We start from the raw sequence: 20650 nt of genomic DNA on the forward strand, positions 1-20650 counted from the left end.
TAAGCGGCAAAATCGTCACTTCTAAATCGTTATGAATCCCGTTAGGAGTAACACAAAAATCTTGATTAAAAGGACTGGTTTGCGCTGGAAAATCAATAGACATAGAAGTTGGTGAAATTGTAAAATAATTTGAGTTTTGAAGGATTGGAGTAATCGTGTAATTTCCCTGTTGCACAGGAATGTAATATTTACCTATTGCATTTGTAATAACATTACCTACCTCATTTCCATCTGAAACGGAAAACTTTAAATTTGAATACCCAAAATCCGAAGCATTACATCCGTCCTTATTGCTATCTAAAATAATTTTTCCTTGCATCTCAAAGAAAATTCCTCCAGGATTAAAATTACAATACGAATTAATCTCACAATTGTTATAACCATAGGAATCAATTAATCTGTGAAAAGTAGAAGCTTCCAATCCTTCATCTGTACATATGTATTCCAAATTTAGGTTGTTGCTAAAATCAGTATCATATTGATAACTTCCATTTTTTAAAAATAATGAACCAATATTATTATTACTACAATGAAAAACTTCTAAATGACTTAAATTATTAGCATTAATCGTTTTTAATTGATTATTGTCACAATATAATCGTCTTAACATTGAGAATGAAGTCAAATCGATAGTTTCAAGTAGATTATTATTAGAATATATATTCTCCAAAATTTTAGTGTTCTCAATATTTAAAGATACTAATTGATTATTTACGCAATTTATAGTAGTAAATTTCGGCAAATTCTTCAAAGTTATTGCAGTGATTTTATTAAAGGAGCAATCTATTTCAGTCAAATATGGCATATTTGAAATTCTAATATCTGTAAGTAAATTTCCCGAGCAACTTATATAAGTAAGGACACTCTCGGTTTCATTAAAAAGAATATTTTCTAATTTATTATTATTTACATTCAGATTTGTAAGAGAAGATAATGTCCTCAAATCAAGTGTCTTTAATAAATTATTTCCAATATTTAACGTAAATAAGCTAACACAATCTGTAACATTTAAATCTTCTAATTTTGAACCAAAATAGTTTAATGTTACTATTGAACTACAACCTGATAAATTTAATGATGTTAGTGGATTGCTTCCTAATTTAAGATCAGATAGATTGGAACAATTTGAAGTACTTAACTGTGACAACATATTGTTTTCACAATCCAATAAATATAAATTTTTTAAACCTGAAATATTTAAAGTTGTTGCCTTATTATTTGAACAGTATAAATACTTCAAATTAGCAAATTTCTCAATTCCTGAAAAATCAAAAATATTTGAATTATCAATTTGCAACCTACTTACTTTTAAAGCTTCTTCGACCTCAATTTCGCCATTATTATTAGCATCTATTTTAATAAAATTAAAACTACTATCGTATGCAACCGAATTTGTGCTGTTTGATGAAAGTAATTTATTTTTAAAATTAACATCTGGAATAGTAACAATCTGCGCCTGAAGGGAAGCAAATATAAATAATAAAAAAACCGAAAAGTAGATTTGCTTCATAAATTGAATTTTTATTTTTTAATAATTTTAAAGCTTGAAGTTCCCTTATCAGTATTCATTTTCAAGAAATAATTACCAGTTGACAATTTTGAAATATCTACTTTTGAAATATTCTGAGCGTTTGGAACTGCAATAACTATTTGTCCTAAAAGATCATAAATCGTCATAATCTTAAGTTCAATATTATTTTTTGTTCAAATATTTAAAATATCGTGAACTGGATTTGGATACACACTAAAATAATCTGCAAACTCAAAATCTTGAGTTCCTAACGTTTTAAAAGTAGATGTCACTTTATTAGTCAGGATTGGTAAATTATAATCAAAATAAATATTAGCTTCATTGGTGAATGAATCTCCAGTTACCAGCGTTGGCAATGTTTTAATCTTGAAAGCTATATACCCATCATTTATAGCGTCGTCAAAAGGCAAATTGATGTTTTCTAAAATGAATTCTACTTTATTTCCATCGGATATTTTAGTCATAAATTCGTGACTGGCTTTTGTTGCTACTAAAGTTGAAATATCAAATTTGCTTAAATCAATTAAATCTTTCACGACAATATTTTGAGCAGCATAATTTCCTGTATTTTCAAATCGGATTAAATAATGCACATACTCCCCTATCAACTCTGGAGTGAGAACATCTCCTTCTAAACAGGTTTTGTCATTAGGATCAAAAGAACCCACCACGCTTTGGCGCAAAGCAAATGAATTATCTACTGGTGTTTCATCAGAGGTTATAGGAGTAATCAACGCATTAAAACTCAATCGATCTCCATTATTCACCGCAGGAGTTTCCATAGGAGAATTTACATTCAATGTAACATTGATTTCCCTGGTTTCAAAAGATTGTAATTCCGAATAATTCCAAGTTAGTTTGTTGGTTATTTGATTATCAAAATTTGGTGTTGCAGAAACGTAATCTAAAACTTCATCATTAAAGGTTAAAACTACCATACCAGATTGTATTGTTGTTCCTTTATTTTTATATATGATTTTATAAGTTGCATCAAATCCTGGTCTTGCAGGAATCAGCGGTAAAATTGTCACTTCTAAATCGTTATGAACGCCATTAGGAGTAACACAAAAATCTTGATTAAAAGGACTCGTTTGTGCTGGAAAAGTAACATTTATGGAATTTGGAGAAATGTTGAAATAATTGGAATTTTCAATAATTGGAGTTATTGTATGAGTTCCTGCTTGAATAGGCATTGAATAATTTCCTGATGAATCTGAAATAAAGTTTCCTGTATTAGTCCCATCAGTTATTTTAAACTTTAAATTTTTATAAACATCAGCATTTATAGTACAACCGTTATTATCTGCATCTACTTTAGATTTTCCTTTAATTGTATAAGAAACTCCGCCCGGTCTAAAAAAACAATAGGAATTAACAACACAATTCGTATACAGCAAATTATTAACTTTAGATTGTATATCTAATAATTCATCTTCATCTACACAAATATATTTTAATGTTGGATTGAAACTAATATAATAATTATAGTTTGTTGTGAAATTATTTTTAATAAATAAGGATTCCAGGAGATTGAAATTACAGTTAAATTGAAATAAATTATGACAACTTGAAAGATCTAAGGTTGTTATTTTATTTGAAGAACAGTCTAGTTCGGACAATTTAGTACATTTTGAGACGTCAATTGCTATTAGATCATTCATTATACATAACAAAGAAATTAATTTGGTATGTCCTGACACATCTAAAGATTTAATCGGATTTACAGAACAATTTATATATCCAATATTAGAATTGTCTGTAAATTCCAAATGAGTAACACTATTATTATTACAATCTAAAAATTTTAAATTAGTTAATCCAGATAGATCTAATATTTCTATTTTATTTGACCAGCATCTCAAAGTTTCAAGATCTTTCAGGCCTTTCAAATTCAAATCAATTAATTCGTTTCCAAAACAATTCAGTTCCTTAATGAAAATATATTTACTTGCATCGAAGCTAGTGATTTTATTAAAGTTGAAGTCTAAAATTTTAATATTTATAAAATATTCTAAACCATCAAAATCAGAAATGCCTGCACCATCAAGTCTCAATCCTTGTACTACTAAAGCTTCGTCTCTTTGTATTTCATTATCATTATTACTATCAATTTTAATTCCTTTACCATCACTATTGGTTGCGATGTAATTTTCTGCATTTGATTCTAGTAATTTATTCTTAAAATTGCCGTCCGGTATATTTATAACCTGAGCATTAACAGTTCCAAATAAACAAAATCCAATAAGTAAAAAGTAAAGTTTTTTCATTTCATAAATTAAAGTAATCAAATATATAAAAATCAATTAGTAATAATTTTTTTTTCCTATAAAAAAAGCCTTACCGGAGTAAAGCTCATTTATAAATATATTGATTGAAATGTCCTAGAAAGCTACATTCCATTTTGGCAATCTTCCATTTTCATCAAGGAAATTCTGTAAAACTTGTCCTTCTACGAATGTTGGAATCACTTTAGTTTCATCATTGAATGTTTCATACCAAACTACTTCAAGCGTGCTGATATCTTCAATTTTCATTTGTGCTGGCCATGAATATTTTCTTCCTGTTTTTGCAAATTGGTGTCCTTCAACGATTTTATCGTTCAAACCACCATTTTTAATTTTCAAAGTTCCATTATTTTGAACAGTTCCAGTGGAACCAACCATAATTAGTTCTTTTTCGTCACCTACTGAATACACTAAAAATACTCCAGAACCTTCTGATGCGTTGCAAACTTCTGCTAAACTATCTTCTGTAGTAAATGAAAACTGATTGGTAACTTTGAAATTTTTTAACTCTTTGTACATATTATTTTATTTTTATTTGAACTGGCTTCGACAAAAAAATACCCCACAAAATCGTGAGGTCCATTAGAAACCATTCGTTTATGTTTGTTCTTATTACAATTGAATCTGTATAAACAGAAATATTTAATAAAGTGCAAAGATATTTCTTTAATTCAATTAATAATAAAAAAGCCCCACAAATTGTGAGGCTTTTAAAAATATTTAATTGAAGTTTAGATTAACCTAAAACTTCTTTTACTTTTTTACCAATTTCAGCTGGAGAATCTACTACGTGAATTCCACATTCTCTCATAATTTGTTTTTTAGCTTCAGCAGTATCATCAGATCCACCAACAATTGCACCAGCATGTCCCATTGTACGTCCTGGAGGAGCAGTAACTCCTGCGATGAAACCTACAACTGGTTTACGGTTACCATCAGCTTTAATCCAATGAGCAGCATCAGCTTCTAATTGTCCACCAATTTCACCTATCATTACGATACATTCTGTTTCTGGGTCATTCATCAATAATTCAACCGCTTCTTTTGTAGTAGTTCCAATAATTGGGTCTCCACCAATACCAATTGCAGTAGTGATTCCTAATCCTTGTTTTACCACTTGGTCAGCTGCTTCGTACGTTAATGTTCCAGATTTAGAAACAATACCAACAGTTCCTTTTTTGAAAACAAAACCTGGCATAATACCAACTTTAGCTTCACCCGGAGTAATAATTCCAGGACAGTTTGGACCGATTAATCTTGCGTTTCTTTCTTTAACATAACTATTTGCTTTTATCATGTCAGCAACAGGAATTCCTTCGGTAATTGCAATAATTACTTTTATCCCAGCATCTGCAGCTTCCATAATTGCATCTGCAGCAAAAGCCGGCGGTACAAAAATGATAGTTGTATCAGCACCTGCTTGTTCTACAGCATCTTTTACAGTATTGAAAACTGGTCTGTCTAAATGAGTTGTTCCCCCTTTTCCTGGAGTTACACCACCAACAACGTTAGTACCGTACTCAATCATTTGAGAAGCATGGAAAGTTCCTTCGCTTCCTGTAAAACCTTGAACAATTATTTTGGAATCTTTATTAACTAAAACACTCATGATATATTTTTTATGTAGTTTTTAAAATGGTTATGCAAAAGTATAAAATAGTAAGCACTAATCAATCTTCGGCATTCAGTTTTTTGACACTAAATTATGATAATTGACTCATTTGATACCCTCGAAATAATTTATTGTCTTTTATTTGCCAAATAACAATAAAATGTGCCAATAACATCTCTTCTCTTGGATTCTCAATCGTTTTCACAAAATGAGAATAACGAACGGAAATTAAATCATTTTCAGATAAAATGTGACTGATACGAACTTTCGAACGGACGTAAGCTTTGCTTAGCTCAGCAGATAAATTTACTAAAGAATCATAGTTTAGTTCTACAAATCCCTTACTGCTGTTCCACTCAACAATTACTTCCGGATGCAAAAAATCTTTTATGACCTCGCTATCAATGAGAGCATCTGATTTGTAAAATTGCTGAACGATTTCTTTAGCAGACATATTATTTTAGTTTATTTAAAATTTCTGGAATCTTCTTAATATTAGCCAGTTGTTTCAATTTTTCTCTTGATTCTTCTATTGGAGTACCAAAATAGGATTTCCCACCTTCAACAGATTTTGTGACACCAGTTTGTCCCATAATAACTGCCTTAGCTCCTATTGTTATTCCGCTGGTCGTTCCTACTTGTCCCCAAATAGTAACTTCGTCTTCAATAATCACACAGCCTGCAATTCCGGTTTGAGAAGCAATTAAACATTTTTTTCCAATAACAGTGTCGTGCCCAACATGTACCTGATTGTCAATTTTTGTACCTTCACCAATAGTGGTATCGCCTGTAACTCCTTTGTCAATAGTACAAAGCGCCCCAATTCCTACATTATCTTTGATGACCACTCTACCACCAGAAAGTAATTGATCATATCCTTCAGGACGTTTTTTGTAGTAAAATGCATCAGCACCCAAAATAGTTCCTGCATGAATGATTACATTGTCCCCAATAACGGTATAATCATAAATGGAAACATTTGAATGAATTAAACAGTTTTTTCCAATAACAACATGATTCCCAATAAATGTATTAGGTTGTATTACAGTTCCTTCACCTATCGAAGCTGAAGTAGCTATTGAAACATTCGAAAATTGAAAAGGCTTGAAATAATTTGTTAATTTATTGAAATCTCTAAAAGGATCTTCAGAAATTAACAATGCTTTTCCATCTGGACAAGCAACATTTTTATTGATTAAAACTATTGTTGCCGCTGAATTTAATGCTTTGTCATAGTACTTAGGATGATCTACAAAAACAATATCTCCAGATTCAACAACGTGAATTTCATTCATTCCAGTCACTGGAAAATCTTTATCACCAACATATTCACAGTCGATGATAGTAGCAATTTCTTCTAAAGTGTAAACTTTTTGGAATTTCATAAATTTAATGTTCGGTTTCAATATTCAGTATTCAGCTCATTTTCAAACTGAATACTGAACAATGTAATCTACTCTTTTACACGTTCCATGTAAGAACCTGATGCAGTATCAATTTTAATTTTATCTCCTTCATTAATAAACAAAGGAACATTTACAGTTGCCCCAGTTTCAACAGTTGCTGATTTTGTTGCATTTGTAGCTGTATTTCCTTTGATTCCAGGCTCCGCATAAGTAACTTCAAGAATTACAGATGCCGGCATATCAACAGAAAGAGGTAAATCAGTCTCTGTATTGATACTTACCATTACATTTTCTCCTTCTTTCAATAAATCCGGGGAATCAAGAATGTTTTTGTTCAAAGTAATTTGTTCGAAAGTTTCTGTATTCATAAAATGAAATTGATCACCTTCTGGATATAAAAACTGAAATTTATGATTTTCAACTCGAACTTCTTCGATTTTGTGACCCGCTGAAAACGTATTGTCCAAAACTTTTCCGTTAGTCAAACTTCTTAATTTAGTTCTAACGAAAGCTGGACCTTTTCCAGGTTTTACGTGAAGAAATTCAATGATTTTGTAAATATCGTTGTTGTATTTGATACACAATCCGTTTTTAATATCTGATGTAGATGCCATTATATTGTTTATTTTTTATTACTATTTTATTTTTTGGTAACTGAAATTACTTTATTTTTTAGTAGTTCCCAGAATATCCTTTCATTACTCCTCTTGATGAATTTCGAATAAAATCAATGATTTCATCTCTTTCAGGTGTCGCTTCCATCTCTGCTTCAATAATTCCCAAAGCCTGAGTGGTATTGTAATTTTTTTGATACAGAATTCTGTAAATATCTTGTATTTCACGGATTTTTTCAGTTGTAAAACCGCGTCTTCTCAATCCTACGGAATTAATCCCAACATAAGATAAAGGTTCTTTTGCTGCTTTTGTATATGGAGGCACATCTTTTCTTACTAAAGATCCACCAGAAATCATCGCGTGATCTCCAATTTGGATGAATTGATGAATTGCTGCCAAACCACCAATAACGGCGTATTTACCAACGGTAACATGGCCAGCCAAAGCGACTCCGTTCACAATAATAGCGTTATCCCCTATATGGCAATCGTGCGCAATATGTGCGGTTGCCATTACCAAACAATTGTTACCTAACGTAGTTTGACCTGATGCAATCGTTCCTCTATTAATAGTAACACATTCTCTAATCGTACAATTATCTCCAATTATTGCCAAAGATTCTTCCCCGCCAAATTTTAAATCCTGAGGAACTGCTGAAATTACAGCACCCGGAAATATATTGCAATTTTTTCCAATTCTTGCCCCTTCCATTATGGTGACATTTGAACCAATCCAAGTTCCATCTCCAATAATTACATTATTGTGTATGGTTGTAAATGGCTCGATGACAACATTTTTGGCTATTTTGGCGCCTGGATGAACATAGGCTAGTGGTTGATTCATCAGCTATTATTTATTTTTATATTTATTAGAATAAAAAACTCCAATTGATTCTTGTTGAGATTCAATTGTAACGTTTTCCATCTAAATCTATTGTTTTTTTGCAATTTGCGCCATTAATTCCGCTTCAGCAACCAGTTTTCCATTTGCATAAGCGTTCGCTTGCATGTGGCAAATTCCTCTTCTGATTGGCGTGATTAAATCACATTTAAAAATCAAAGTGTCACCAGGTAATACTTTGTGTTTGAATTTAACATTATCAATTTTCATAAAATAAGTCAAATAATTTTCAGGATCAGGAACAGTGCTTAATACAAGGATTCCTCCCGTTTGTGCCATTGCTTCAACAATTAAAACACCCGGCATTACAGGAGCTTCAGGAAAATGACCAACGAAGAAATTTTCATTCATCGTTACATTTTTCATTCCTACAACATGGGTTTCAGACATTTCAATGATTCTGTCAATCAATAAAAACGGTGGTCTGTGAGGAAGTACCGCCATAATCTTATGAATATCCATCAATGGTTCTTGGTGCAAATCATAAACAGGAACATAATTTCTTTGTTCAATTTTTATGATTTTCGCCATTTTTTTCGCAAACTGTGTGTTTACAAAATGTCCTGGTTTATTCGCGATTACCTTTCCTTGAATTCTTGTTCCAATTAAAGCCAAATCACCTACTACATCAAGTAATTTGTGTCTTGCAGCTTCATTTGGATAATGTAATGTAAGATTATCTAAAATACCATTTGGCTTAACGGTAATTTCGTCTTTTCCAAAAGCAACTTTTAAATTTTCCATTGTAGACGCTGAAATTTCTTTATCAACATAAACAATAGCATTATTTAAATCACCACCTTTTATCAATCCATTTTCTAAAAGAGATTCTAATTCATGCAAGAAACTAAAGGTTCTGGACTCTGAAATTTCAGTTTTGAAATCAGCAATGCTTTTCATGTTTGCATTTTGGGTTCCTAAAATTTTAGTTCCAAAATCAACCATCGCTGTTACACAATAATGATCGCTTGGCATTACTAAAATTTCACTTCCTGATGCTTCGTCAGTAAAAGAAATTACTTCTTTGACCACATATACATTTCTTTTTGCATTTTGCTCTTCAAAACCTGCTTTTTCAAGTGCTTCCACAAAATATTTAGATGAACCGTCCATTATAGGAAGTTCAGAGGCGTTCAGTTCGATAATAACATTATCTAAATCACAACCAATTAATGCTGCTAAAACATGTTCAGGTGTCTGAATTTTTACTCCTAATTTTTCTAAATTAGTTCCTCTTTGCGTGTTTACAACATAATTTGCATCTGCTTCAATAATAGGTTGTCCTTCCAGATCTACTCGAACAAAAGTAAAACCATTATTCACTGGAGCAGGTTTAAAAGTCATTTTTACTTCTTTTCCTGTGTGTAATCCAACTCCAGTTAGCGAAATTTCTGTTTTGATGGTCTTCTGTTTAACCATTGTTTCCATTTTTTTGGTTTAATATTTGTTTTTTTAATTCTTCTATTTCTGCAACAATTTTTGGTAAATTCTTGAAATGAACATACGATTTACTAAAATCATTGTATCCAAATGTAGGGCTTCCTTGCAAGATTTCATTATCTTTTATATTTCGACCTACACCCGATTGCGCTTGGATTCTAACATTATTCCCAATATTTAAATGTCCGGATATTCCAACTTGGCCTCCAATCATCCCATTTTTTCCAATTTTTGTAGAACCTGCAACTCCTGTTTGAGCAGCAATTACGGTATTTTCGCCAATTTCTACATTATGGGCAATCTGAATTTGATTGTCAAGCTTTACTCCTTTTCTAATAATTGTAGATCCCATTGTAGCTCTGTCTATTGTAGTACAAGAACCTATATCAACATTGTCTTCAATAATTACATTGCCTATTTGCGGGATTTTAGTATACGTTCCGTCTGGATTTGGTGCAAAACCGAAACCATCAGCTCCGATAATTGCTCCGGAATGTATCGTACAATTATTCCCTATTACGGTCTCCGAATATATCTTTGCACCAGCGAATAACAATACATTATCGCCAATTACCACATTATCACCAATAAAACAATTAGGATAAATTTTTACATTTTCACCCAAAACTACATTTTGTCCCACATAACTAAAGCTACCAAGATATAAATTATCTCCGTATTTTACTCTTTGCGAAAGAAAAGAAGGCTGCTCTATACCACTTTTATTTAATTTCACCTGATTGTAAAATTCTAATAATTTAGAAAATGCCGCATAAGCATCTTGCACTTTTATCAATGTGGTTGTCAAAGGTGATTCCGGAACAAAAGTATCGTTAACAATTGTTACAGAGGCTTTTGTAGAATATATATAATTAAGATATTTAGGATTTGAAAGGAAAGTAAGTGATCCCTCAGCACCTTCTTCAATTTTTGACAATCTAAAAACTTCAGCCATGGGATTCCCAACAACTTCTCCTTCTAAAATCCCCGCTATTTGTTCTGCTGTAAATTTCATCCCGACAAAAATATAAAAAAATAGATTTTAAATGACGTTTTTATAACAGTTGTTTTGGGAAACAGATATAATACTTAGTCACTAATTTAGATAACGATTTTAAATTCAGCTGGTCAGAAGATTCTATGACGTCCTCAATTGTACTGTCTTTTTTCAAAATACGTATTGGTTCCGCTTCTTTGCTGTAGGCTTGGTTTTTTATTTTCCCTTTAAAAATAAAATAATTAGTTTCCAGTAACGAAATATTATTTTCCAATGCAAATCTTTCTTTAAGCGGCTGCAATTCTTCAATCGCTACTTTTTCACTGGTTAATTTTATTTTCAATAGATCTCGGTTTACTATCATTTTACTCAAAGACGACAGTATGAAATCATCCTGTTTTTGCCAGGCTTTTAAAGCCCCAATAATATCAAAATCATCTAATTGAGCAAATAAATCCAAGGTTTCAGAATCAAAGGTATCAATTGTGACTTTGTTTTGCATGAAAAACAATAGTGGTTCACTACAAGGCAATTGCAGTCCTTTCAAGGTTAATTCTTTGGCACGTTTTAAGATTTTCATCAAAATTAACTCTGCCACTAAACTCGTTTTGTGCAAATACGCCTGCCAATACATCAAGCGTCTGGACATTAAGAATTTCTCTACAGAATAAATTCCTTTTTCTTCAATCACCAAATAATCATCAACCACATTCATCATTTGAATCAGTCGTTCTGAGTTGACATTTCCTTCTGCCACTCCTGAATAAAAACTATCGCGTTTCAAATAATCCATTCGATCCATGTCCAACTGACTCGAAATCAACTGCAACATGAATTTTCTGTTGTATTCTCCTTTAAAAACCTGAATTGCCAAACTCAACTGACCGTTAAATTCCACATTCAATTGGTTCATGAATAAAAGCGATATTTCTTCATGATGCACATCTTCAACAATGCTTTTTTCCATTGCATGCGAAAACGGTCCGTGCCCGATATCATGCAATAAAATAGCAATATACAACGCATTTTCTTCTTCGGGAGAAATTGAAACTCCTTTGAAACGCAATACATCAACTGCTTTTTGCATTAAGTGCATACAACCTAAAGCATGATGAAAACGGGTGTGATTGGCACCAGGATATACTAAATACGACAATCCCATTTGGGAAATTCGACGCAATCTTTGAAAATAGGGATGCTGAACTAAATCGTAGATTAAGGCATTTGGAATGGTAATAAACCCATAAATGGGATCATTGAATATTTTCAGCTTATTGATTTGACTCACTATAAGTTTGTTTTTAAGGTCAACAAATATAAGTAATTTAGATTTCAAAAAAGAAACGTTCCTGCTTCTGATTTAGAGCAAAAAAAACGGAGCGTTTGTTGCGCTCCGTTGGTTTACTTTTTTAAAGTTTTCTAATCCAAATATTTCTGAATTGATTTTTAGAATCATGATCTTGAAGCGAAATAACATCTTCACCATGAGACGATGGATAATTGTGTAAACCAATATAAAGTGTCAATCCGTTGATTGTAGTGTTATTTTGTACCAAAACGCCATTCAAAAATACGGTGATTCTAGCCGGAGCATCAATTCTGCCATCTGCTTTAAATCGAGGTGCCGTATAAATTACATCATAAGCATTCCACTCTAATGGTGTTTTTACAGCGTTTACTAACGGCGGATGGTCTTTATAAATACTTCCCGCCTGTCCATTGCTGTAGGTTCTGTTATTGTAGGAATCTAATATTTGTAATTCATATCTATTTTGGAAAAATACACCACTGTTCCCTCTTGCCTGTCCGCCATCTAAAACAACATCCGGCGCACTCCATTCCAGATGCAACTGACAATCACCAAAAGCCATTTTGGTTTGAATGGCTCCAGAACCCGGAACAACTTCCATATAATCTTTGTCAACAATTTTCCACGCTGCAGGTTTGCTGGCATCTTTTTGACTTACCCATTGATCCAGATTTTTACCGTCAAATAAAATAATTGCATCCGAAGGAGCATTTCCAAGGGTTTTAGCTGGAGTAATTACTTTTACTTCCGGTTCCCAAATTTCAGTCATTTCAGGTTTCATTTGCATTGGTGAAACTTCCGGCGGTGTATTCACATATTTGTGTTGCGCCATAGCTGCTGTAGCAGAAAATAACGCAAGCATTAGAAAAGAGTTCTTAAAGATTTTAGGTTTCATAGTTAAATTCATTTGGTTTAATAAAATATAAATAGTGTGTAATAGTTCTCTTTTCAATATTAAGCATTTTTTTTTCACGAACTAACTTTTAATTTAAATATAACTAATTGAGGATTAAACTTTATATTTTTATTCGAAAGACAGTACATTCTAGAGAAATCGTTTTCTTAAAAATTAACATAATTTTAAGTTCGTTTAGTTCGGTAAATTATGAACTAACTTTACTTTTGCAAAAAAAATCATGTCAACAATCCAAAAAGAGAGAGAAGAACTCATCGAGATGTTCGGAATTCATTTTGAGTTATTATACAATTTACCGCCACTAGGTTCCAGAATTCTTGGATTACTAATAGTTGATGGCTGCAAGACCGGATTAACATTTGAAGAGATAGTAGAAAAAATGGCTGCTAGTAAAAGCTCTATTTCTACAAATTTGAATCTACTGCTAAAGATGGATAAAATAAATTACTACACAGTAAGCGGTGATCGTAAAAAATATTTTAAACCGTCTCCATTCAGCGAAAGACTTTCTAATTATATCAAAATCCTTGATTTTGAAAAAAAAATAATTGACAAATTAATCACCTACAGAGAGCAAACTATTTCCTGTGCAGAAGAACAATGCAATATGGAAAATGTAAAAGCCTATAAAGCCCATGTTTGCGAAGTAGAGGAACTTTTGATTAAAACCATCGAAAAATTCAAAGAAATAGAAATCAATAACAGTAAAAATAATTAATCAATTTTAGTAAATAGTCCGCATGAAAAAGAAATATTTTATAAGTGTAATTTTGTTATCAATAAGCTTACTCTCTTGCAAAAAAGAAACTGCTCAAACGGCTCCTCCAGTTATGTCCTACAAAGTGGTCGAAATAGGAACCTCTAATACCACTTTATTAGCGGAATATCCTGCCAGTTTAGAAGGAATTACAGACATTGACATTCGTGCAAAAGTGGATGGATATATTGAAAAAATATATGTACAAGAAGGCCAAGAAGTTAAAAAAGGGCAATTGCTTTTTAAATTAGAGACACAAACAGCAACCCAAGAAGCTGGTGCTGCAAAAGCAAAAGTTGCTGCTGCTCAAGTGGAGGTTAATCGTTTAATCCCATTGGTAGAACGTAACATTATCAGCGATGTGCAATTAGAAACTGCAAAAGCAAATTTAGCCAGTGCTAGAAGCACGTATCAAAGTATAGTTGCCAGAATTAATTATGCTACTATAAAAAGTCCCGTGAATGGAATTGTAGGTAATTTACCTTTAAGACTTGGAAGTTATGTAAGCAGCCAAACTGTTGAACCGTTAACCCGAATTTCAGATGTAAGTACCATTTATGCTTATTTTTCAGTGAATGAAAAAGAACAATTGGATATCATGATGAATGCTGAAGGAAAATCTTTTCAAGAAAAAATCAACAAAATGGAAGCGGTGAATTTGGTTTTGAGTAATGGTATGACTTACGAACAAAAGGGAAAAATTGAAACCTTTAGCGGACAAGCCAATGCACAAACAGGATCGTTTAATGTAAGAGCACGCTTTGCAAACGGTAACAAATTGTTGCGTTCTGGAGGAAGTGGAACGATACAGATCCCAACAAATTTAGAAGATGTTATTATTGTCCCGCAAAACGCAACACTTGAATTACAAGACAAGCGTATTGCACTTGTTGTGGATAAAAATAACAAAGTGCAAGCGGTTCCTATTGTAGTTCGCGCAATTCCTGGAGGTAAATTTTTTGTAGTGGACAGTGGATTAAATCTAAATGATAAAATACTTGTTGAAGGTGTTGGGATTGTAACTGAAGGAACCCTTATTAAACCTGAAGTAGTTGATTTTAATACCATAATCAATCCTACAAAAAAATAATTCATACACTAACTATTGAATAAATAACAAAATATGTTTTCAAAATTCATTGACAGACCGGTATTGTCAACGGTGATATCTATTATCATCGTAATTTTGGGAGTTTTAGGGTTAATCTCACTTCCAGTTTCACAATATCCAGAAATAGCACCACCTACAGTAACTGTATCAGCAAATTATCAAGGAGCCAGTGCCGAAGTGGTAATGAGCTCGGTGGTAATTCCATTAGAAGAACAAATCAACGGTGTGGAAGACATGACTTACATGACTTCAACATCAAATAACGATGGTTCGGCAGCCATTAATATTTACTTTAAATTAGGCACAAATCCAGATTTAGCAGCTGTAAATGTGCAAAATCGTGTTTCACGTGCTACACCTTTGTTACCGCAGGAAGTTACAAGAGCCGGTGTTACAACTTCAAAGAGACAAAGTGATAATATTTTGATTTTATCATTATACAGTGACAACCCCGACTATGATGATACGTTTCTTCAAAATTATGCTAACATTAATATTTTACCAAAAATAAAACGTGTAGCTGGAGTTGGAGAAGCAATGATTTTTGGACAAAAAGACTACTCCATGCGTATTTGGCTTAAGCCAGATGTAATGGGTGCATATGGACTTGTTCCTTCGGACATTACAGCATTATTGGCTGAGCAGAATATTGAAGCCGCTCCAGGTCAGTTAGGTGAAAGTGGTGACCAATCTTTTCAATATGCATTAAAGTACAAAGGACGTTTACAAAATGTAAAAGAGTTTGAAGAAATTATTGTTCGTTCAACCGAAAACGGAGAAATCCTTAAGTTAGGCGATGTTGCAAAAATCGAATTGGGAGCTGTAAACTATGCCAGTAATGCGTACACAAACGGAAACAAATCCATTGCGATTGCAATTGCTCAAACTGCAGGATCTAATGCACAAGAAGTAATTGAAGGTTCGTTAAAAGTATTAGACGAAGCGGAAGTAAATTTTCCGAAAGGAGTAAAATATGCCACATTAATTAATGCAAATGACTTCCTGGACGAATCTATTACTAAAGTTATTCATACCTTAATTGAAGCCTTTATATTAGTATTTATCGTAGTTTTCATCTTCTTACAAGACTGGAGATCAACTCTAATACCGGCAATATCTGTTCCTGTTGCAATTGTGGGAACGTTCTTTTTCCTTAGTTTATTTGGCTTTACAATAAATTTACTAACGCTTTTTGCCTTAGTACTCGCTGTAGGAATTGTGGTCGATGATGCCATTGTCGTCGTTGAGGCCGTCCATGCCAAAATGGAAGCTGGAGAACATGATCCCAAAAAAGCGGCTCACAGTGCCATGCAAGATATCAGTAGTGCGATTATTTCCATTACGCTAGTTATGTCGGCGGTATTTATTCCAGTTTCGTTTATCAGTGGATCTGCGGGAGTTTTTTACAAGCAATTTGGAATAACTTTAGCTGTTTCAATTGTATTATCAGCTATTAACGCCTTGACACTTTCCCCGGCTTTATGTGCCATTTTCTTAAAAGAACACGATAAAAGTGCTAAGAAAAAAGGTTTTGCAGAACGTTTTTATACTGCATTTAATGTTGGATTTGAAACCACAACCGCTAAATATAAAAGGTCTGTTGAGTTTTTTATAAAACGAAAATGGTTGGCATTTTTAGGAATTGCCATCTTTACAGGGATTTTTATCTTGTTATTAAATATTACACCAAAGGCTTTTGTTCCAGGTGAAGATACAGGTGCAATTCTTTCAGATGTTTCGCTTCCGCCAGGAACTTCATTAGAAAGAACAGAAGAGGTTTTATTACAAATTGAAAATAAAGTTAAAGACATTCCTGAAATAAAAGAAGTGCTTCGTATTTCAGGTCGAAGTTTACTAAGTGGTACCGGTAGCAACTACGGAATGGTAATCGTAAAATTGAAAACTTGGGCAGAACGTAAAGAAACGAATCAAGAAATAAATGCAGTTGTACAGGAATTATTTAAGCGAACCGCTTCAGTAAAAGATGCAAAAGTACTGTATTTTGCTCGTCCTACGCTTGTTGGTTTTGGTTTCACCAATGGCTTTGAATTTCAATTACAAGATCAAAAAGGAGGAACAATTTCGGAATTAAGTGAAGTAAATAATAAATTTTTGGCAGCTTTAAACAGTCGTCCTGAAATCAAATATGCGACTACTTCTTTTTCTCCAAATTATCCGCAGTACCGAATTGATTTGAATGTTGCTTCCATAAAAAAATCAGGTTTAACAGTTACTGATGTTTTAGGAACGATGCAAGGATATTATGGTGGCGTTTATGCTTCTAATTTCAACAAATTTGGAAAACAATTTCGTGTAGTTTACCAATCTGAACCTGAATTTAGAAGTAATCCAGAGTCATTAAATCAAGTATTGGTCAGAAATAAAAACGGCCAAATGGCACCTATTTCACAATTTGTGACGTTAGTAAAAGTATTTGGTCCTCAAGCTATAGAGCGTTTCAATTTGTTTACTTCTGTAAAAATCACAGGTGCACCAAACGAAGGTTTCAGTTCTGGTGATGCCATCAAAGCAGTCGAGGAAGTGGCAAGTCAAAACTTACCTATTGGTTATGGTTATGAGTTTTCAGGAATGACACGTGAGGAAATAAGTGCAGGCGGTCAAACATTGTATATTTTCCTATTGTGTTTGGTATTTGTATATTTCTTGTTAGCCGCTCAATACGAGAGTTATATGTTGCCTTTTGCCGTACTAATTTCATTGCCAATTGGTTTAGCAGGAGCGTACTTATTTGCTTACTTATTCGATGTGAGCAATAATATTTACTTACAAATAACACTTATTATGCTTATTGGATTACTCGCTAAGAACGCCATTTTGATTGTCGAGTTTTCTGTAGATTCCAGAAAAAAAGGAATGAGTATTACGCAAGCTGCTATTCATGGTGCAGTCGCGCGTTTGCGTCCAATATTGATGACATCATTTGCATTTATCTTTGGATTATTGCCTTTAATGTTAGCTAAAGGAGCTGGAGCTATTGGAAACAATGCTATTGGAACTGGAGCTATTGGCGGAATGTTAATAGGAACTATTTTTGGAGTTTTTGTTATACCGGTATTGTTTATTGTTTTCCAAACCTTACAGGAAAAAATTTCTACAAAACCACTTCCTGTAGAAAATCAGAATTCAGATGTTGCACTTTTAAACAAAGAAAATGAAGAATAAGTTAGCCAAAATAGCAGTACTTGTTGTAACCGCAACTGTAATGCAATCGTGCTTTGTTGCCAAAGAATACGAACGACCGGAATTAAAAACGGAAAATTTATACCGAAACGAAATTGTTTCAACCGATACTATTTCACTTGCAAATGTTGCTTGGGAAAACGTTTTCACGGATCCGATTTTGCAAGGATATATCAAGAAAGGATTAGAAAATAATTTGGATATCAAAATTGCCATGCAAAATATTGCAGCGGCAGAAGCGACGATGAAACAAGGAAAAGCAGGGTACTTCCCTACTCTTTCTGCCGGTGCCGACTGGACTCATCAGGAACTTTCTAGGAATAGTCAGTTTGGTGCATTGTTGCAAGACAGAAGTACCAATCAATATCAGTTAACAGGAAATCTTTCGTGGGAAGCTGATATTTGGGGAAAAATAAGAAGCAACAAGCGCGCTGCAAACGCTGCATATTTGCAAACAACCGCTGCCAATCAAGCCGTAAAAACACAGTTGATTGCTAACATTGCCGCGACGTATTACCAATTGCTTTCGGTTGATGCGCAAATAAAATTAGCGGAGAAAACCTTGGTAAACAGAGACAAAAGTGTTGAAACTATTGTAGCATTGAAAAAAGCGGGAAATGTAACTGAAGTTGGCGTTAAGCAAACCGAAGCTCAGAAATATGCTACTCAAATCATCATTGCCGATTTAAAGAATAGCATCATTATTCTTGAAAACACCATAAGTATTCTTATGGGTGAAGGTTCCGCTAAAATCGAAAGAAGCACATTTGAGTCACAATCCATACAACCAACAATTACACTTGGCGTTCCTGCGACATTGTTGAGAAACAGACCTGACGTTATTGCAGCTGAATACAACTTGATTTCAAACTTTGAACAGACAAATGTGGCCAAAAGTAATTTTTATCCAACATTGAAAGTTACTGCAACTGGCGGACTTCAGAGTATCGATTTGAAAGAATGGTTCAGTGCCAATTCAATTTTCGCTAATGTAATTACGGGATTGACACAACCAATTTTCAATCAACGCCAAATTAAAACGAGGTTTGAAATTGCAAAAGCCAATCAGGAAAAAGCCTATCTTCAGTTTGAGCAGTCGTTATTGACCGCTGGAAAAGAAGTTTCGGACGCTTTGGCACAATACAATAATGAGACGTATAAACTTACTGTTAGAGAAAAACAAGTCGATGCTTTGAATAAAGCCACCGATTATTCGGATGAATTATTGACGTACGGTTTAGCCAATTATTTAGAAGTTTTGACAGTAAAAGACAATGCTTTGAATGCAGAACTAAGTTTGATAGACAATAAATTTCAACAATATAAAGCGATAATTCAATTGTACAGAGCCCTTGGTGGTGGCTGGCAATAATGAGATTGCTTGACTAATTATTATTGATTCCTGTTTCTTCAAAACCACTGCTCTTTGTACCGGCAGTGGTTTTGTCTTTTTATAGCAATTGTTCTTTTGATAATTAATCAAAATTTTTATTTCAGTTGGATTGGAATCCAAATTTCCTCTTCGGATTCTGGATCGTTATTCTTGTATTTTTCTCCTAATAATTCAAAATGCATTCTATCATCCAGAACATATTCAGAGATGGGCAACCAAGTTCCGAAAATATACTCAAATGTTTTTGAAGCAGTCGTCACATCTCCTTTATGAATAAAAACTGCGTACAATCCTCCAGCCAAAATAATTGGTTCCATACCTTCTGGAATTTCATCGAAATCCGCTACAGCAATGGCGGCCCATTTTTCGAATTCAGTATTGGGATTAAAAGCTTTAAAATAGGACGCATCATATTTTTGCATGGAATACAATTCGGTTCCAATACTATTTTGAATTTCCATTCGTCTTGGCATAAAATTTTTCCAAAGTTCTGCGGTTTTATTATTGGATAACGAAAGTGTTATTCGTTTGCCAATTAATTTTTTCTCCGGTAATGTTTCAATTCTAGGATTCATAAAATGTTGCTTTTTAAGATTGAACAAATGACTAATCAGTTGATAAAATAGCGTAACCGTAATTATCAGACCAGCCGGATGACAATGGCAATAATTTTCGGGTGTGGGCTTCTCTTGTCATTCCGGTTTTTTCCAAAACGTTGATGGAACCTATATTTCCCAAGGCACATCCCGCTTCAATCCGATGCAGATTGAGTTCATTGAAACCAAAACGGAGTATTTCTTTTAAAGATTCCGTAGCGAAGCCTTTGTTCCAATGGTCTTTGTGAAATTTAAACCAAACTTCGGCATTTTTATATTTCACTTTCCCTAAATTGATTCCAATTAATCCAATAATTTGGTTTCCGGCATTTAATTCGACCGCAAAAGTAAAATGGGTCGTAGGTTCTTTATTGTTTTCAGAAATCCACTTTTCTAACAGAAGTTTTGTTTCTTCGATATTTGCCGGAATTCCTAACGTATTGAATTCATCTGTTTCTTTCAAAGAATGCAATTCGTGAATATAATCCAAATCCATTACAGTAATTGGTCGTAAAATCAATCGTTCTGTTTTGAGAATTTCGATGTTCATTTTTTGTTTTTTAAAATTAATACAGTCAGTC

General features: G+C 33.2%; 18 protein-coding genes and 1 pseudogene. 4 read left to right on the forward strand and 15 right to left on the reverse strand.

What is annotated here, in order from left to right; genetic code table 11:
* The 13 genes and pseudogenes from IWX80_RS16625 to IWX80_RS16680 form a co-directional block, all read right to left on the reverse strand.
* Nucleotides 1-1510, reverse strand: a pseudogene (locus IWX80_RS16625) (leucine-rich repeat domain-containing protein); the annotation flags it as partial.
* Between the two features lie 11 nt (nt 1511-1521).
* Nucleotides 1522-1677, reverse strand: a complete 156-nt coding sequence (locus IWX80_RS17070; RefSeq protein WP_334682382.1) for a T9SS type A sorting domain-containing protein — start codon at nt 1675-1677, stop codon at nt 1522-1524.
* Between the two features lie 27 nt (nt 1678-1704).
* Nucleotides 1705-3798 (reverse strand): leucine-rich repeat domain-containing protein, encoded by a 2094-nt coding sequence (locus tag IWX80_RS16630; RefSeq protein ID WP_334682383.1) that lies wholly within the window; start codon nt 3796-3798, stop codon nt 1705-1707.
* A gap of 114 nt (nt 3799-3912) precedes the next feature.
* A complete protein-coding gene (locus IWX80_RS16635) occupies nt 3913-4335 on the reverse strand; it encodes a hypothetical protein (protein ID WP_196854436.1) in 423 nt (140 codons plus the stop codon).
* Nucleotides 4336-4552: 217 nt separating this feature from the next.
* Nucleotides 4553-5425 carry a succinate--CoA ligase subunit alpha gene (gene sucD, locus IWX80_RS16640; protein ID WP_035672307.1) on the reverse strand — a complete coding sequence of 291 codons (873 nt, stop codon included), beginning with the start codon at nt 5423-5425 and terminating at the stop codon, nt 4553-4555.
* A gap of 94 nt (nt 5426-5519) precedes the next feature.
* A complete protein-coding gene (locus IWX80_RS16645; protein WP_196854437.1) occupies nt 5520-5882 on the reverse strand; it encodes a nuclear transport factor 2 family protein in 363 nt (120 codons plus the stop codon).
* Between the two features lies 1 nt (nt 5883).
* On the reverse strand, nt 5884-6813 hold the full coding sequence (locus IWX80_RS16650; protein WP_196854438.1) for a UDP-3-O-(3-hydroxymyristoyl)glucosamine N-acyltransferase: 930 nt from the start codon (nt 6811-6813) through the stop codon (nt 5884-5886).
* A 68-nt stretch (nt 6814-6881) separates the two neighbouring features.
* A complete protein-coding gene (efp, locus tag IWX80_RS16655; protein ID WP_113633875.1) occupies nt 6882-7448 on the reverse strand; it encodes an elongation factor P in 567 nt (188 codons plus the stop codon).
* 58 nt (nt 7449-7506) lie between these two features.
* A complete protein-coding gene (lpxA, locus tag IWX80_RS16660; protein WP_196854439.1) occupies nt 7507-8292 on the reverse strand; it encodes an acyl-ACP--UDP-N-acetylglucosamine O-acyltransferase in 786 nt (261 codons plus the stop codon).
* An 87-nt stretch (nt 8293-8379) separates the two neighbouring features.
* Nucleotides 8380-9768, reverse strand: coding sequence for a bifunctional UDP-3-O-[3-hydroxymyristoyl] N-acetylglucosamine deacetylase/3-hydroxyacyl-ACP dehydratase (locus IWX80_RS16665; protein ID WP_113633957.1), 1389 nt, complete (start codon nt 9766-9768; stop codon nt 8380-8382).
* Nucleotides 9761-10804, reverse strand: a complete 1044-nt coding sequence (gene lpxD / locus IWX80_RS16670; RefSeq protein WP_196854440.1) for a UDP-3-O-(3-hydroxymyristoyl)glucosamine N-acyltransferase — start codon at nt 10802-10804, stop codon at nt 9761-9763. Before lpxD ends, IWX80_RS16665 begins: the two co-directional genes overlap by 8 nt.
* A gap of 40 nt (nt 10805-10844) precedes the next feature.
* Nucleotides 10845-12074, reverse strand: coding sequence for an HD domain-containing protein (locus IWX80_RS16675; protein ID WP_196854441.1), 1230 nt, complete (start codon nt 12072-12074; stop codon nt 10845-10847).
* A 121-nt stretch (nt 12075-12195) separates the two neighbouring features.
* Nucleotides 12196-12990 carry a 3-keto-disaccharide hydrolase gene (locus IWX80_RS16680; RefSeq protein ID WP_196854442.1) on the reverse strand — a complete coding sequence of 265 codons (795 nt, stop codon included), beginning with the start codon at nt 12988-12990 and terminating at the stop codon, nt 12196-12198.
* Nucleotides 12991-13231: 241 nt separating this feature from the next.
* Between IWX80_RS16680 and IWX80_RS16685 the strand changes: the two genes are divergently transcribed.
* The 4 genes from IWX80_RS16685 to IWX80_RS16700 are packed head-to-tail and all read left to right on the forward strand — an operon-like array spanning nt 13232 to nt 19452.
* Nucleotides 13232-13729: a GbsR/MarR family transcriptional regulator gene (locus IWX80_RS16685; RefSeq protein WP_196854443.1), complete on the forward strand. Its 498-nt coding sequence runs from the start codon at nt 13232-13234 to the stop codon at nt 13727-13729.
* 22 nt (nt 13730-13751) lie between these two features.
* Nucleotides 13752-14858: an efflux RND transporter periplasmic adaptor subunit gene (locus tag IWX80_RS16690; RefSeq protein ID WP_196854444.1), complete on the forward strand. Its 1107-nt coding sequence runs from the start codon at nt 13752-13754 to the stop codon at nt 14856-14858.
* Between the two features lie 33 nt (nt 14859-14891).
* Nucleotides 14892-18062 carry an efflux RND transporter permease subunit gene (locus tag IWX80_RS16695; protein ID WP_196854445.1) on the forward strand — a complete coding sequence of 1057 codons (3171 nt, stop codon included), beginning with the start codon at nt 14892-14894 and terminating at the stop codon, nt 18060-18062.
* Complete coding sequence (locus IWX80_RS16700; RefSeq protein ID WP_196854446.1) at nt 18052-19452, forward strand: efflux transporter outer membrane subunit; 1401 nt, start codon at nt 18052-18054, stop codon at nt 19450-19452. The genes IWX80_RS16695 and IWX80_RS16700 overlap by 11 nt, the downstream gene beginning before the upstream one ends.
* A gap of 116 nt (nt 19453-19568) precedes the next feature.
* Here IWX80_RS16700 and IWX80_RS16705 read toward each other — a convergent pair whose 3' ends face one another.
* Complete coding sequence (locus IWX80_RS16705; protein WP_196854447.1) at nt 19569-20048, reverse strand: GyrI-like domain-containing protein; 480 nt, start codon at nt 20046-20048, stop codon at nt 19569-19571.
* A 31-nt stretch (nt 20049-20079) separates the two neighbouring features.
* On the reverse strand, nt 20080-20619 hold the full coding sequence (locus IWX80_RS16710; protein WP_196854448.1) for a GNAT family N-acetyltransferase: 540 nt from the start codon (nt 20617-20619) through the stop codon (nt 20080-20082).
* Nucleotides 20620-20650 lie beyond the last annotated feature (31 nt).

This window comes from Flavobacterium sp. CAN_S2 (assembly GCF_015752255.1).
Taxonomy (GTDB): domain Bacteria; phylum Bacteroidota; class Bacteroidia; order Flavobacteriales; family Flavobacteriaceae; genus Flavobacterium.

Coding starts and splice junctions, on each gene's coding strand:
- lpxD (WP_196854440.1), bottom strand. CDS start 10,804: ATGAAATTTACAGCAGAACAAATAGCGGGGATTTTAGAAGGAGAAGTT.
- IWX80_RS16680 (WP_196854442.1), bottom strand. CDS start 12,990: ATGAAACCTAAAATCTTTAAGAACTCTTTTCTAATGCTTGCGTTATTT.
- IWX80_RS16635 (WP_196854436.1), bottom strand. CDS start 4,335: ATGTACAAAGAGTTAAAAAATTTCAAAGTTACCAATCAGTTTTCATTT.
- IWX80_RS16685 (WP_196854443.1), top strand. CDS start 13,232: ATGTCAACAATCCAAAAAGAGAGAGAAGAACTCATCGAGATGTTCGGA.
- IWX80_RS16700 (WP_196854446.1), top strand. CDS start 18,052: ATGAAGAATAAGTTAGCCAAAATAGCAGTACTTGTTGTAACCGCAACT.
- lpxA (WP_196854439.1), bottom strand. CDS start 8,292: ATGAATCAACCACTAGCCTATGTTCATCCAGGCGCCAAAATAGCCAAA.
- IWX80_RS16705 (WP_196854447.1), bottom strand. CDS start 20,048: ATGAATCCTAGAATTGAAACATTACCGGAGAAAAAATTAATTGGCAAA.
- IWX80_RS17070 (WP_334682382.1), bottom strand. CDS start 1,677: ATGACGATTTATGATCTTTTAGGACAAATAGTTATTGCAGTTCCAAAC.
- sucD (WP_035672307.1), bottom strand. CDS start 5,425: ATGAGTGTTTTAGTTAATAAAGATTCCAAAATAATTGTTCAAGGTTTT.
- IWX80_RS16665 (WP_113633957.1), bottom strand. CDS start 9,768: ATGGTTAAACAGAAGACCATCAAAACAGAAATTTCGCTAACTGGAGTT.
- IWX80_RS16645 (WP_196854437.1), bottom strand. CDS start 5,882: ATGTCTGCTAAAGAAATCGTTCAGCAATTTTACAAATCAGATGCTCTC.
- IWX80_RS16710 (WP_196854448.1), bottom strand. CDS start 20,619: ATGAACATCGAAATTCTCAAAACAGAACGATTGATTTTACGACCAATT.
- efp (WP_113633875.1), bottom strand. CDS start 7,448: ATGGCATCTACATCAGATATTAAAAACGGATTGTGTATCAAATACAAC.
- IWX80_RS16630 (WP_334682383.1), bottom strand. CDS start 3,798: ATGAAAAAACTTTACTTTTTACTTATTGGATTTTGTTTATTTGGAACT.
- IWX80_RS16690 (WP_196854444.1), top strand. CDS start 13,752: ATGAAAAAGAAATATTTTATAAGTGTAATTTTGTTATCAATAAGCTTA.
- IWX80_RS16650 (WP_196854438.1), bottom strand. CDS start 6,813: ATGAAATTCCAAAAAGTTTACACTTTAGAAGAAATTGCTACTATCATC.
- IWX80_RS16695 (WP_196854445.1), top strand. CDS start 14,892: ATGTTTTCAAAATTCATTGACAGACCGGTATTGTCAACGGTGATATCT.